This is a genomic window from Vreelandella sp. 21 (genome assembly GCF_050995515.1).
GTDB lineage: Bacteria > Pseudomonadota > Gammaproteobacteria > Pseudomonadales > Halomonadaceae > Vreelandella > Vreelandella alkaliphila.
This window is the reverse complement of sequence record NZ_CP194673.1, coordinates 1,129,494-1,142,722: the sequence shown is the minus strand read 5'-3', so window position 1 is coordinate 1,142,722 and position 13,229 is coordinate 1,129,494. Positions and strand designations below refer to the sequence as shown.

The following is a 13,229-nucleotide window of genomic DNA, read 5'->3' as shown; positions in this document are numbered from 1 at the left end:
AGTGAGATGATAAAAAATGCCATCATCAGAAGTACCGTTGCCTGCGTGATTCAGCGCAATGACCACTTTTTGATGGTGGAAGAAGCCCGCGGCGGTAGGCAAACCGTGTTTAACCAACCGGCTGGACATGTAGAGCCAGGCGAAGGTCCTATGGTAGCCATCTTGCGTGAAGTGCAAGAAGAAACTGCTTGGCAGGTGACGCTAACCGACTACTTAGGTCTTTATGTCTTCCACACGCCAGAAGGCCTTACCTTTCATAGCCATGGTTTTATAGCCACACCAGACGTCATGCTCTCGTCCCCCATTGATAGCGACATCACCGCCACTCACTGGCTCACATTAAATGACATCAAAGCCCTCGGCAATGCCGGTAGGCTGCGCAGCCCCCTGGTGCTTAAACGTATCGAAAACGCCATTAACGGCCAATGTTATCCCCTGGCCGTGATTCATGAGTGAAGCACTCGAAGCACCAAGCCTCCATCGTGTATAATCAGCACCCAATTGCACACCACTTCAACTGAGGATGCCAATGACATCCACCCATGGCACGTCTATTCCTGAAGCGCCCGAGGCCCAAAAAGTAATTGTTGGCATGTCGGGCGGCGTTGATTCATCGGTTTCTGCTCTCCTTCTACTCCAACAAGGGTATGAGGTTGAGGGCCTGTTTATGAAGAATTGGGATGAAGACGACGGCACCGAATACTGCACGGCAAAAGAAGATCTTGCCGATGCAGAAGCTGTGTGTGAGAAGCTGGGCATCAAATTGCATACGGCCAATTTCGCATCCGAGTATTGGGATAACGTCTTCGAGCATTTTTTAGCCGAATATAAAGCGGGCAGAACGCCCAATCCCGATATCCTGTGCAACCGAGAGATCAAGTTTAAGGTCTTTCTAGACTACGCTGAAATGTTAGGCGCAGATAAAATCGCAACCGGGCATTATGTTCGCCAAGGAGTTCGCGGAGGACGCCCGCGCCTGCTAAAAGGTGTGGATAGCAATAAAGATCAAAGCTATTTCCTGCACGCGGTGCCTGAAGCAGCGATTGCGCGCACCCTGTTTCCGGTTGGTGAGCTTGAAAAACCTGCCGTTAGAGCCTTGGCTGAACAGCACGATCTTATTACCGCCAAGAAAAAAGACTCTACTGGTATTTGCTTTATCGGCGAGCGCCGCTTCCGCGACTTTTTGCAGCAATACCTGCCCGCACAACCCGGCAATATTGAAACGCCCGAAGGCGATGTCATTGGTAAGCATATGGGACTGATGTACTACACCCTCGGGCAGCGCCAAGGGTTAGGCATTGGTGGTCTCGCCAACTATTCGGAAGACCCATGGTACGTAGCGGCCAAAGACCTTGAGCGTAATGTATTGATTGTCGTCCAAGGCAAGCATCACCACCTGCTGTTCACCAATGCGTTGGCCACTGAAGCCATGGATTGGGTAGCAGGTGAACCGCCTGCCGCACAGGGCCGTTACACCGCCAAAACCCGCTATCGTCAAAGTGATTGCCCATGTGAAATCCATGCGCTGCCCGACGGCACTGTTGAGGTGGTGTTTGATGATCCTCAGTGGGCGGTCACACCAGGCCAGTCATTGGTACTTTATGATGGTGAAATTTGCTTAGGCGGCGGCGTTATTCGCGCCACTTGGAATACCACGGAGGCCGCTGCATGAGCGCTACCCCTATTCATCGCGCGCCGGATTCTCAAGCCGCTCGCCAAGCACTGGCACTGGCCGGCGTCTTCCAATCCGCTAGTTTGGTAGATGAACTCGCGCGTACTGGGCAAGTAGATCCTCGCGCCTGGGAAACACTCATCAATGCAACCGTGGACACCAACCCGGAAAGCTTTGAAGCTATTTATGGCGGCCACCCCAATAATTTACGCCGCGGGTTAGAAACACTCGAAGCCCTTGTTGGCCGCAAACAAGCCAATCCTGTGGTTCTCCGCTACGGTTTTTCGCTGCTACTGTTAATGAATAAACTGCGCACTGACCGCCATATGATGGATTTACTTGGTCAAAAGCTATCCCACGTACAGGGACAGGCAGAGCACTTCGGCAGCACTCATGAAAATGTGATTGCAAGCCTGGGCGATGCCTACCAAGAAACCATTTCGACGTTCAAAACCCGCATCGTGGTTCAGGGCGACCCCTCTTTACTGCAGACTCGCATGATGCCCGAGCGGGTGCGCGCTTGTTTGATGGCGGGCATACGTTTTGCGCTGCTATGGCACCAGCAAGGCGGCCGTCGCTGGAAGCTTGTTTTCCAGCGTAAAGCGTTGAGGCGCGCGCTTGATAGCCTTGGCTAAAGCGCCCAAAGATCATCGAGGCACTTCGAGCGATTTCTTTTCGACATATTGCTGTTCGAACCATTGACTTCAGACCACCTTGGAAACTAAGCCATGCAACTCTCTGCTTTGACCGCCCTCTCCCCCGTTGACGGACGCTACGGCGCAAAAGCCGCCGCACTACGGGAGCACTTCAGCGAATTCGGTCTTATCCGTGCTCGCGTGATTGTGGAAGTGCGCTGGCTGCAGCGCCTTGCGGACCACAGCCAAATTGTCGAAGTACCGCCGCTGTCAGTGGAAGCGACGGCTTTTCTTGAGCAGCTGATTCGTGACTTTTCTGTCGAAGATGCCGAACGCATTAAAGAAATAGAGCGCACCACCAACCACGATGTCAAAGCGGTTGAGTATTTCTTGAAAGAGAAGATTGCGGGGCAGCCCGAGCTCAACGCGGTCACTGAATTTATTCACTTCGCTTGCACCAGCGAAGACATCAACAACCTTTCCTACGGCGTTATGCTGGCAGATGGGCTAAAAGCCACTCTACCTACCCTGCATGAAGTCGCTGATGAGATTGCCAAATTGGCCATTGCGCATGCGGCTCAACCGATGCTATCGCGCACCCATGGACAAACCGCCAGCCCTACAACGCTAGGCAAGGAAATGGCCAACGTGGCCTACCGGCTTAAGCGCCAGCTCAAACAAATCGAACGCGTTGAGATTCTGGGTAAAATTAACGGTGCTGTAGGCAATTACAACGCCCACCTGACGACCTACCCAGACATTGACTGGGAAGCCAACGCACGCACCTTTGTCGAAGGTTTAGGACTAAGCTTCAACCCCTATACCACACAGATTGAGCCCCACGACTACATTGCCGAGCTTTTCGATGCAGTTTGCCGCTTCAACACTATTTTGATCGACTTTGATCGGGACGTATGGGGCTATATTTCACTGGGCTACTTTAAGCAGCGCACCGTCGAAGGCGAAATTGGCTCATCGACCATGCCGCATAAAGTTAACCCAATTGACTTTGAAAACTCGGAAGGCAACCTTGGGCTGGCCAATGCCGTGCTTAATCACTTGGCCCAGAAACTACCGATTTCACGCTGGCAGCGCGACCTAACGGATTCCACTGTGTTGCGCAACTTAGGCGTTGGCTTGGCTTACGGCCTGATTGGCTATCACGCCAGTCTCAAGGGCATCAGCAAACTGGAAGCAAATCCTGAGCGTCTAGCTGAAGACCTGGATAACAGCTGGGAAGTACTGGCTGAGCCAATTCAAACGGTCATGCGTCGCTATGGCATCGAAAAACCCTACGAAAAGCTTAAAGAATTAACCCGCGGCAAGCGTATTGACCAAGCAGGCTTTGCTGCTTTTATTGATACGCTTGAACTACCCGAGCCGGTTAAAAATGAGCTGAAAGCCCTCTCTCCTGCCAGCTATATTGGTAATGCGAAGGCTCAAGCCGAAGCACTTAACCAGCGGCTTGCTGCACTCTAAACGACGCACTGCGTCCTTAGTAAGACGCAGCGCTCATTTGAACTAGGATAACGCCATGAGCCAACACGATAAGCCACTCACATTGCTGGGCGATTTAACGCCCGAAGACTTCTTGGCCAATTACTGGCAGCAGAAGCCGCTGCTGATTCGTGGCGCTATCCCCGACTTTATTAGCCCCATCGACCCCGATGAGCTAGCCGGGCTTGCCTGCGAACCCGGTGTAGAAGCGCGCCTTGTGGAAGAAAATGGGCCTGATGGCCCCTGGCAGGTTTCCCACGGCCCGTTTGACGACGCTACCTTTGAGCGGTTACCGGAAGGCAACTGGAGCCTCCTGGTTCAAGCCGTCGATCACTATGTACCGTCTATCGCTGCACTAATGGATGAATTTGATTTCCTTCCCCGTTGGCGGTTAGACGACATCATGGTCAGCTATGCGCCGCCCGGTGGTAGCGTCGGCCCACATATCGACCAATACGATGTTTTCCTGTTACAGGCTAGCGGCCACCGGCGTTGGCAACTAGGCGGTAAGCAGCCAGACAACGCGCCCATTATCCAAGGTATCGATCTACGTATTCTTGAAACCTTTGAGATTGAAGCTGACTCTGACTGGACGCTATCACCGGGCGATATGCTGTATCTCCCCCCTGGCTGGGCGCACCACGGCGTTAGCCAAACCGACGACTGCATGACTGTTTCGGTGGGGTTTAGGGCACCATCAGCGGATGAAGCCATCACATCCTACGCCGACTATCTAGGAGAGCAGCTTTCTGACTCCCACCGCTATAGCGATGCAGGCATGTCTCCTGCAAGCCAAGTTGGTGAACTAGATGATGCGGCCGTTGAACGTATGCGCCAGTTCGTACTTTCCACCTTGGACAATCCTGAGCAAATAGCCCAGTGGTTTGGTCGCGTCATGACCCAACCGAAATACATTGACCAAGTAGCGCCCCTTGAAGAGCCAATGACGGAAGCTGACCTTGTTGCGCAACTACAAGACGGTGAACCACTGTTTCATATGCCGGGTTCCCGCGTTGCTTGGCGAAGCGATGCCAACGGCACCACGCTCTTTGTCGACGGCGACGGACACTCCTGCTCAACCGAGTTAGCCAAGCGGCTTGCCGATCCATCACCCATGTATGAGGACGTACTTGCCATTGATGGGGCAGCAGCGCTGATAACACAGTTAGTAAACACTGGAAGCTTAGGCTTTATGGGCGAAGAGGATGATGAGGAGTAGCTAGCGGTGTCGACGACAACCATTATTAACGGTGATTGGAGTACGCTAAAGGATACAGCTTCCGAGATCCGCCGCGTGGTGTTTATCGAAGAGCAGTGCGTGCCTCAAGAGGAGGAGTGGGATGGCCGTGACGAGGAGTGCAGCCACTTCATTGCCTATCTTGAGGATCAGCCAGTGGGGACTGCGCGACTGCTGCCCGACGGCCATATTGGGCGCGTCGCAGTACTCGATAGCGCGCGTGGCGCTGGCATTGGCTATCAACTCATGGAAGCTGCCATTCAGGCTGCTCGAGAAGCAGGCCATACCCATGTAGCGCTGAGCGCTCAATTGCACGCTCTCGCCTTTTACCAGCGCTTAGGATTTGTGGCGCATGGTGGCACCTTTATGGATGCCGGAATACCTCACCGGGAAATGCTGCTAACGCTGTAGTTGCTTTTTTTTCACTACGATTGTGATCAATCAATGAGAGCGCCACTGATATGTGGCGCTTTTTTTTGCTCCATTTTCAGCTCACCTGACGAAAAACGACTACACAAACAGAGCGTTTCAGCACGCTTCTGTAGTTGAACTACAACCCCTTCTGCCCCCAAGTGACAATTGTTGAACCTGCCGTTCTCGTTGATAGTTATTGCACCGCAGCGTTATGGCGCAACATCGAAGGTAGCCAAGCTGGAAACGCTGTAACCGACGTTTAAATAAGCGTCTCAACAATGATGACTCTCCGATGCGACGTTTGACTAAGAGACGTTTTGCTCAGAGACAATTGGCGTAGAGACAGCGCGTTAAATTTCGATAATGCTGAACACATCTTCGCAGGTGCAGCATAAGAATAAGCTAATCTTGCGAAATAGCTATCATGACCCCGGAGGAAACAGCTTATGTCAGGACTGCTCGACGATATCAAAGCAATGGCCCAACTGCGCGAAGCTCAAGGCGGCAAATGGGAAGCGATCAAACCTGAATACGCTGCACGCATGCGTGCTCAGAACCGTTTTCATACCGGTTTGGATATTGCACGCTACACTGCAAAAATTATGCGTGACGATATGGCGGCCTACGACGCCGACACGTCTAAGTACACGCAGTCTCTGGGGTGCTGGCACGGTTTTATTGGCCAACAAAAACTGATTTCCATTAAAAAGCACTTTGGCACGACGAAGCGCAGTTACCTCTACCTGTCAGGCTGGATGGTAGCCGCCTTACGCTCCGAGTTCGGCCCACTGCCCGATCAGTCCATGCATGAAAAAACATCCGTCGCTGATCTGATCGAAGAGCTGTACACCTTCCTGAAGCAGGCAGATGCTTGGGAGCTTAACCACCTGTTCCGTGCCCTGGATGAGGCCAAAGAAGCAGGCGACAGCGCTCAAGAGCAAGAGCTAATCAGCAAAATCGATAACTACGAGACACATATCGTACCGATCATTGCTGATATCGATGCCGGTTTTGGTAACGCTGAAGCGACTTACCTGCTGGCCAAGAAATTCATCCAAGCGGGCGCTTGCTGTATCCAGCTTGAAAACCAAGTTTCCGATGAGAAGCAGTGTGGCCACCAAGATGGTAAAGTCACCGTTCCCCACGAAGACTTCCTGGCAAAAATCAATGCAGTGCGTTATGCCTTCCTTGAGCTCGGCATCGAAGATGGCGTTATCGTGGCGCGTACTGACTCGCTAGGCGCAGGCTTAACTCAGAAAATTGCAGTGACTAACGAACCTGGCGATCTAGGTGACCAATACAACAGCTTCTTAGATGGCGATGTCATCGAAAATGCTAGCGACATCAATAATGGTGACGTGGTTATCAAACAAAACGGTAAGCTGGTTAAGCCGAAGCGTTTAGCGTCAGGCCTCTACCAGTTCAAACCGGGCACTGGCGAAGACCGCGTTGTGCTTGACTGTATCACCAGCCTGCAAAACGGTGCTGACCTGCTATGGATTGAGACCGAGAAGCCACACGTCGGCCAAATTGCCAGCATGGTTAACCGCATCCGCGCCGTCGTGCCCGATGCCAAGTTGGTTTACAACAACTCACCGTCATTTAACTGGACGCTGAACTTCCGCCAGCAAGTATTTGATGCCTGGGAAAAAGAAGGCAAAGATGTTTCCGCTTACCAGCGTGACAAGCTAATGGGTGTTGAATACGACAACACTGAACTTGGCCAACTAGCGGATGAGTGGACACGTAACTTCCAACGCGATGGCGCTCGTGAAGCCGGTATTTTCCACCACCTAATCACTCTGCCGACGTACCACACAGCGGCACTATCAACTGATAACCTGGCTAAAGGCTACTTCGGTGATGAAGGCATGCTGGCCTACGTCGCAGGGGTACAGCGTCAGGAGATTCGTCAAGGCATCGCTACCGTAAGACACCAGGACATGGCTGGCTCTAATATTGGCGACGACCATAAAGAGTTTTTCCACGGAGATGCGGCACTTAAAGCTGGTGGTAAAGACAACACCATGAACCAGTTCGGCTAATCACTTAATTAGCACGACACAACAGGGGGCTTAGGCTCCCTGTATTTTTTATAGCACTCCCTCCCCCCTCCTTCTCAAACACTGTGCACGCTTTTACACATTGCTTTCTTAATACTTGTCTACACTTAAGTTCGTGATCTTTCTTGCTGATGGCTAGTCAAAACTAGCCGCTTAGGTTATCTTTGGCGAACGCTGTTCTATAACTAGCTTACGTATTACCACCGCTACGGCTTAGCAGCCATGCGGGTCAAGACACACTGGAGGTTTGAATGAAACGTTTACTACCTATTGCAGCATTGAGCATTCTCACGCTGGCAGGCTGTGCCAACACTGCGCCTTATTCAGGTGATGTGTACCGTGGTAATCAAGCGCAAACAGGCCAAAGCGTGACCTATGGCACCATCGTGGCGGTCCGTCCTGTACAAATCCAGGCAGACAGCCGTACAGGCAACCTGTTGGGCGGCGGTGGCGGTGCGGTCATCGGCGGCCTGCTGGGCAGTCAAGTTGGCGGTGGTTCTGGTCGTCAGCTAGCAACCGTTGCAGGCGCATTAGGTGGCGCAATTGCCGGTACCGCAGCAGAAGATCGCGCTAACCGCATTAATGCGCTGGAAATGGAAATTCGTCGCGACGACGGCACAGATGTGATCGTGGTTCAAAGCGCAGACCGTCAATATCAAGCAGGCCAGCGTGTTCGCCTGATCGGTAGCGGCGCTAACTTAAGCGTAGCTCCATACTAAGTTCGTATTACCAAACGCTTCCTAGCCAGTAACACAGGTAGCGCCGTAATAGAAAAATGCCCGACCAAGCCTACTTGGTCGGGCATTTTTGTCGCCTTCGTTAATGGCTAACAAGGCATAATTTAGTGAGCTACTTTATTGCTCGCCCAGCTTGCCAGCTTTGCGATTACTAAACCAATAATGGTCAACAGGATAACGACCAGAAGGATATCGACTGGACGAATCAGCGTTGTAGCCCCCAATACGGCTAATGCTGCCACCCATAAATAGCGATTTTCACCATGTGTTTTTAATACCTCAGGCAGCATTTTATCCAGCCCCTGACTGACACTGCTATCCCAGCGTTTGTTCGCAAAGTAGGCAATTAGCACAAAGGCGATAACCCAAATCAAGAAGATCGTCATAACCAGCTCCAGTGAATGTTGTCTAAAGGGGGAAAAGAAGTTGTCGTAGGGTATCCCCGGTTACCCCGTGGCGCAATAGCGCCAAAGGAGTGAGAGGAGGAAAAAGCCTGCTTACCCCCTGACAAGCAGGCTCTCACGCGTTACCATGTTGGGACATGCACTCACCGAAAGGTTATTAAATGCAAATTGCGCAAAACTCGGTTGTCGCGTTCCACTACACCCTGACCAATGATGCAGGTGAAGTGCTAGACAGTTCCGAAGGCCGTGAGCCGCTGACGTATCTACACGGCGCTGGCAACATTATTCCGGGTCTGGAAAAAGAGCTCGAAGGCCGTGCCGAAGGCGATAAGCTGAACGTAAAAGTAACCCCAGAAGAGGGCTACGGTGAAGTTCAAGAACAGCTGATGCAAGAAGTACCTCGCGATGCGTTCCAAGGTGTTGAAAGCATTGAGCCGGGCATGCAGTTCCAAGCCCAGACTCAAGGCGGCCCGCTGATGGTTACCGTCAAGAAAGTTGAAGGCGACACAGTTGTAGTTGATGGCAACCACCCGCTGGCTGGCCAACATCTTAACTTCGATGTTGAGATTGCAACCGTTCGTGAAGCGAGCCAGGAAGAAGTCGAGCACGGTCATGTGCACGGCGAAGGCGGCGTAGAGCACTAAGTTGCTTAACGCGTGCTTATAGGGCGGCCTAGAGCCGCCCTTTTTAATGGGCGCTCCCCCGCTTTACTCCTCAGGGATAATCACCAACTGTCCATAGCGCACGCTACGTGACGATGTCACTTCATCAGAAAACTGCTTCAACGCGCTGCCCTGCCCCTTTAATAACGCCACTTCCAGACAGCTGTCATGATTAATATGCACATGAAGCGTCGATAGCGTTAGATCATGATGATCATGAGAGTGTCGGGTTAAGCGTTTCGATAAATCTCGCGCCGCATGATCGTACACATAGACGAGCGCGCCCATACACGGCGCTTCGGGCGCAACCTCCTCTTTGGCCTGCTTTAACCCACTGCGTGTTAAATCGCGTATCGCTTCTGAGCGGTTTTGGTAGCCGCGCGCATGCATCAATGCATCGACCTCGCTCAGTAGTTCCTCATCCAGCGTTACCGTTACCCGTTGCATATTCTCTCCTAAACTAACGCCGCAAGCGCGGTGCTGCCGTGACTTCCAGCCCTTAGAGTATGATGTTATTGTAAAAACATCATACGGTTGGTTTCTGGGGTGTCTCATGCGTCGTACTATCTTACTGGGTCTGGCGGCTACGTGCGTCGCGTTTAGTTCCCCTGCCTTCAGCAAAGAGCAATTGGTTCTGGCAATCGGCGGAGAGCCCGAGCAGGGATTCGACCCACTGTTTGGCTGGGGCCAGTACGGTAGTCCGCTTTTTCAATCGACGTTGCTAACCCGCGGACGTGACCTTACACCTGAAGCCGGTTTGGCTACCGCGTGGACACTGTCAGAAGACCGACTCACCTGGATACTCACTCTGCGCGATGATGCCCGCTTTGGCGACGGCACACCGTTGACTGCCAAGGATGTTGCCTACACCTTTAATGCCGCAAAGCAAGCCGGTGGCCGGGCCGATTTAAGCGCACTGAACAACGCCAGCGCCATCGATAACACTACCGTTGAGCTCTCTTTAAACGCGCCGCGTATTACCTTCATCGATCAGTTAATGACGCTTGGTATCGTTCCTGACGCTAACAGAGAAAACGGTTATCGCGAAGGGTACGGTAGACAACCGCTGGGCTCAGGCCCTTATCGGCTAGTCGAATGGCAAGAGGGCGAGCAACTAATTGTTGAGCGGAATCCCTATTTCCATGGCCCCATACCGGCCTTTGAACGACTGGTGTTTGTATTTACTGGCGAAGAGGCTACGTTAAGCGCGGCCCATGCTGGGCAGCTCGACCTTGCCGCTGTGCCACCAGCACTCGCCACCAATCTGCCAAGCGATATGCAGCGCATCATCATGGAAAGCGTCGATAATCGAGGTATTTTGTTTCCTATGCAGCCTGCCACGGGCGAGCAGGCCGCGTCTGGTGCGCCTATCGGTAACGATGTTACTGCCGATAGTGCGATACGCCAGGCGGTTAATCTTGCCCTTGATCGAAACACCCTCGTTGACGTCGCCTTAAATGGTTTTGGACGCCCCGCATTTGGCCCTGCCGATGGGCTACCCTGGAGCCTGGATGACGAAGCCTTTACAGCGCCCGACAGCGACCGTGCCAATGCGCTACTCGATGCAGCAGGCTGGGAGCGCCATGCCGACGGGCTACGCTATAAAAACGACCAGCCCGCCCGTTTTCGCTTGACCTACCCTGCCAGCGACACCACTCGCCAACTGCTCGCTCAGGTAAGCGCCGAGATGGTACGCCCGCTGGGCATTGAGATGCAGCCAACAGGCCGTCACTGGGACGAAATACAGCGTGAAGCACTGCACCAAGACGCCATCGTCTTCGGCTTTGGCAGCCACAGCCCACAAGAGGTGTACTACCTGTTTCATAGCCAGCACGCGGGGTTTGGCTTCTATAACAGTGGCTACTACTCAAACGCGACGGTGAATAGCCACCTAGAAGCCGCTCAAGCGGCCGCAGGGGCAGAAGAAGCGAACCGCCACTGGCAAGCCGCCCAATGGGATGGCAATACGGGCTATGGCTTTAGGGGCGATACTAGCTGGGCATGGATGGTTAACCTAGCCCATGTATATGCAGCCAACACCTGCCTGGACCTTGGGGAATTAGGCATTGCTCCTCACGGCCACGGCTGGCCGATTACCGCCAACCTGCTTGAATGGCGCTGGACGTGCGATTGATTAAGACACTGGCCAGCCGCTTAGTACGGCTAGCATTGGTATTGCTGTGCGTCGCGATGGTGACGTTTGGGTTAGTCATGCTCTCGCCTATTGACCCTGTGGATGCCTATCTTGGCCCTCAAATAGCACAGGTAAGCCCAGAACAACGCGCCCTGATCGCTGAAAGGTGGGGCTTTGATGCCTCGCCTGCCGTTCAGTTTGGTCATTGGCTAAGCCAATTGCTAAGTGGCGAGTTAGGCTGGAGCCATGTCTACAATCAACCGGCTAGCGAGGTTATCAGTCAGCGTTTCCAACGCTCTTTTATCTTGCTGGGTAGCGCTTGGCTAATATCGTTGCTTGTTGGTTTTGCGCTGGGCGTCATCGCCGGTGCTAAAGAAGGCTCACCACTCGACCGGCTGATTAGTGGCTACGCCTATGTCACCGCCTCAACACCTGCTTTTTGGCTTGGCATGCTGGCAGTGCTGCTGTTCTCCGTTTATCTCGGCTGGACCCCGACCTGCTGCGCCGGGCCGGTGGGCGTACTCAACCAAGACGTTAGCATGCTGACTCGATTGCACCACTTAGTACTACCAATGACGACACTGGCCCTGCTAGGCATCGCCACAATCACCCTTCACACCCGCGCACGCATGATAGCGCTGATGAACTCCGACATCGCCCTTCACGCTTTTGCCCAAGGAGCCAGCCGATCAGATATCGCCTGGCGTCATGGCCTACGTCATGCCAGCCTACCGGCACTAACGCTCGCTTTTGCTTCGCTGGGAGAGTTGTTTGGCGGCTCAATACTAATTGAGCAGGTATTTGCCTACCCCGGCCTTGGACAAGCCACTGTTGAAGCAGGACTACGTAGTGACGTCCCCCTACTTCTTGGGATAGCGCTGTTTACCGCGCTGTTTGTCAGTGTCGGTAATCTGATCGCAGATAGCCTGTACCCACTTATCGACCCACGCATGGCACAGGAACAGCCATGAGCATGATCCAACCACGCTTAGCCGCCGCTGGCTATATTGGCCTTCTACTCATAGTGTTGGTTTTGCTGATAAGTAGCCCATGGTGGGCAGGTCATAGCGCGGCACAAATGCAGTTTGATGCGCGCCTTATGCCACCGAGCACCAGCCATTGGCTGGGCACCGACGCTTTGGGACGCGAGCTATGGTCGCGAACACTGGCTGGGTTAAGGCTCAGCTTTTGGGTAGGGCTAAGCGCTGCGCTACTCGGCACACTCATTGCGTTGACACTAGCGACGCTAGCCACACTTTCAACCACGTTAGATGCGCTCGTTAGCCTGCTGATTGACACACTGCTAAGCGTACCGCATCTGATATTGCTACTACTGTTAGCCTTTGCTTTAGGTGGTGGTACACAGGCAGTGATTATTGCCGTGGCGCTTACCCATTGGCCAAGTTTAGCTAGGATACTGCGGGCGGAACTCTTTTCATTACGCCATGCTCCCTATGTCGCTATTTCCCAGGCACTAGGAAAAAGCCGCCGTTTTATTTTAGTACACCACTTACTCCCCCATTTAATTCCCCAGTGCATTGTTGGCGCACTGTTGTTGTTTCCTCACGCCATTCTGCATGAAGCCGCACTGACTTTTCTGGGCGTAGGTTTAGACCCAACCCAACCCGCTATCGGGGTATTACTCGCCGATGCCATGCGCTACTTAACTGGGGGATTTTGGTGGTTAGGGGTATTCCCAGGCCTAGGGCTACTGCTGATGGTGCTATCGATTGATCGTTTAGCGGTGCAATTGCGTCGCGCTCTATAACGGGAG

General features: G+C 53.1%; 14 protein-coding genes. 12 read left to right on the top strand and 2 right to left on the bottom strand.

From position 1 onward, the window contains the following. Window positions 1-6 precede the first annotated feature (6 nt). From ACN06F_RS05245 to ACN06F_RS05210, 8 genes are all read left to right on the top strand, one after another. Window positions 7-456 (top strand): NUDIX domain-containing protein, encoded by a 450-nt coding sequence (locus ACN06F_RS05245; RefSeq protein ID WP_198348430.1) that lies wholly within the window; start codon window positions 7-9, stop codon window positions 454-456. Window positions 457-529: 73 nt separating this feature from the next. After that, entirely contained in the window at window positions 530-1,672 is a 1,143-nt protein-coding gene (mnmA, locus tag ACN06F_RS05240; protein ID WP_198348431.1) for a tRNA 2-thiouridine(34) synthase MnmA, read from the top strand. Next, entirely contained in the window at window positions 1,669-2,307 is a 639-nt protein-coding gene (gene hflD, locus ACN06F_RS05235) for a high frequency lysogenization protein HflD (protein ID WP_095602360.1), read from the top strand. Before mnmA ends, hflD begins: the two co-directional genes overlap by 4 nt. A 93-nt stretch (window positions 2,308-2,400) precedes the next feature. Then, window positions 2,401-3,786, top strand: coding sequence for an adenylosuccinate lyase (purB, locus tag ACN06F_RS05230; RefSeq protein ID WP_095602361.1), 1,386 nt, complete (start codon window positions 2,401-2,403; stop codon window positions 3,784-3,786). 55 nt (window positions 3,787-3,841) lie between these two features. Continuing rightward, a complete protein-coding gene (locus ACN06F_RS05225) occupies window positions 3,842-5,023 on the top strand; it encodes a cupin domain-containing protein (protein WP_095602362.1) in 1,182 nt (393 codons plus the stop codon). 6 nt (window positions 5,024-5,029) lie between these two features. Continuing rightward, complete coding sequence (locus tag ACN06F_RS05220) at window positions 5,030-5,452, top strand: GNAT family N-acetyltransferase (RefSeq protein ID WP_095602363.1); 423 nt, start codon at window positions 5,030-5,032, stop codon at window positions 5,450-5,452. Between the two features lie 449 nt (window positions 5,453-5,901). Continuing rightward, a complete protein-coding gene (locus ACN06F_RS05215) occupies window positions 5,902-7,500 on the top strand; it encodes an isocitrate lyase (protein ID WP_120385504.1) in 1,599 nt (532 codons plus the stop codon). A gap of 269 nt (window positions 7,501-7,769) precedes the next feature. After that, window positions 7,770-8,237, top strand: coding sequence for a glycine zipper 2TM domain-containing protein (locus ACN06F_RS05210; RefSeq protein ID WP_030070161.1), 468 nt, complete (start codon window positions 7,770-7,772; stop codon window positions 8,235-8,237). Window positions 8,238-8,359: 122 nt separating this feature from the next. Here ACN06F_RS05210 and ACN06F_RS05205 read toward each other — a convergent pair whose 3' ends face one another. Further along, window positions 8,360-8,641 carry a hypothetical protein gene (locus ACN06F_RS05205; RefSeq protein WP_120385505.1) on the bottom strand — a complete coding sequence of 94 codons (282 nt, stop codon included), beginning with the start codon at window positions 8,639-8,641 and terminating at the stop codon, window positions 8,360-8,362. Between the two features lie 179 nt (window positions 8,642-8,820). On the opposite strand from ACN06F_RS05205, the gene ACN06F_RS05200 reads away from it, so the two are divergent. Beyond that, window positions 8,821-9,303 (top strand): FKBP-type peptidyl-prolyl cis-trans isomerase, encoded by a 483-nt coding sequence (locus ACN06F_RS05200; RefSeq protein WP_009722554.1) that lies wholly within the window; start codon window positions 8,821-8,823, stop codon window positions 9,301-9,303. Window positions 9,304-9,366: 63 nt separating this feature from the next. Here ACN06F_RS05200 and nikR read toward each other — a convergent pair whose 3' ends face one another. Further along, window positions 9,367-9,768, bottom strand: a complete 402-nt coding sequence (nikR, locus tag ACN06F_RS05195; RefSeq protein WP_038482498.1) for a nickel-responsive transcriptional regulator NikR — start codon at window positions 9,766-9,768, stop codon at window positions 9,367-9,369. 106 nt (window positions 9,769-9,874) lie between these two features. Between nikR and ACN06F_RS05190 the strand changes: the two genes are divergently transcribed. The 3 genes from ACN06F_RS05190 to ACN06F_RS05180 are packed head-to-tail and all read left to right on the top strand — an operon-like array spanning window position 9,875 to window position 13,223. Beyond that, window positions 9,875-11,455 (top strand): ABC transporter substrate-binding protein, encoded by a 1,581-nt coding sequence (locus tag ACN06F_RS05190; RefSeq protein WP_095602366.1) that lies wholly within the window; start codon window positions 9,875-9,877, stop codon window positions 11,453-11,455. Beyond that, the gene (locus ACN06F_RS05185; protein WP_095602367.1) at window positions 11,434-12,426 is read left to right on the top strand and encodes an ABC transporter permease; all 993 of its coding nucleotides are present in this window, start codon (window positions 11,434-11,436) and stop codon (window positions 12,424-12,426) included. The genes ACN06F_RS05190 and ACN06F_RS05185 overlap by 22 nt, the downstream gene beginning before the upstream one ends. Then, window positions 12,423-13,223, top strand: coding sequence for an ABC transporter permease (locus ACN06F_RS05180; RefSeq protein WP_120385508.1), 801 nt, complete (start codon window positions 12,423-12,425; stop codon window positions 13,221-13,223). Before ACN06F_RS05185 ends, ACN06F_RS05180 begins: the two co-directional genes overlap by 4 nt. The last annotated feature ends 6 nt before the right edge of the window (window positions 13,224-13,229 follow it).

Coding starts and splice junctions, on each gene's coding strand:
- ACN06F_RS05245 (WP_198348430.1), top strand. CDS start 7: ATGATAAAAAATGCCATCATCAGAAGTACCGTTGCCTGCGTGATTCAG.
- mnmA (WP_198348431.1), top strand. CDS start 530: ATGACATCCACCCATGGCACGTCTATTCCTGAAGCGCCCGAGGCCCAA.
- hflD (WP_095602360.1), top strand. CDS start 1,669: ATGAGCGCTACCCCTATTCATCGCGCGCCGGATTCTCAAGCCGCTCGC.
- purB (WP_095602361.1), top strand. CDS start 2,401: ATGCAACTCTCTGCTTTGACCGCCCTCTCCCCCGTTGACGGACGCTAC.
- ACN06F_RS05225 (WP_095602362.1), top strand. CDS start 3,842: ATGAGCCAACACGATAAGCCACTCACATTGCTGGGCGATTTAACGCCC.
- ACN06F_RS05215 (WP_120385504.1), top strand. CDS start 5,902: ATGTCAGGACTGCTCGACGATATCAAAGCAATGGCCCAACTGCGCGAA.
- ACN06F_RS05210 (WP_030070161.1), top strand. CDS start 7,770: ATGAAACGTTTACTACCTATTGCAGCATTGAGCATTCTCACGCTGGCA.
- ACN06F_RS05205 (WP_120385505.1), bottom strand. CDS start 8,641: ATGACGATCTTCTTGATTTGGGTTATCGCCTTTGTGCTAATTGCCTAC.
- ACN06F_RS05200 (WP_009722554.1), top strand. CDS start 8,821: ATGCAAATTGCGCAAAACTCGGTTGTCGCGTTCCACTACACCCTGACC.
- nikR (WP_038482498.1), bottom strand. CDS start 9,768: ATGCAACGGGTAACGGTAACGCTGGATGAGGAACTACTGAGCGAGGTC.
- ACN06F_RS05190 (WP_095602366.1), top strand. CDS start 9,875: ATGCGTCGTACTATCTTACTGGGTCTGGCGGCTACGTGCGTCGCGTTT.
- ACN06F_RS05185 (WP_095602367.1), top strand. CDS start 11,434: ATGGCGCTGGACGTGCGATTGATTAAGACACTGGCCAGCCGCTTAGTA.
- ACN06F_RS05180 (WP_120385508.1), top strand. CDS start 12,423: ATGAGCATGATCCAACCACGCTTAGCCGCCGCTGGCTATATTGGCCTT.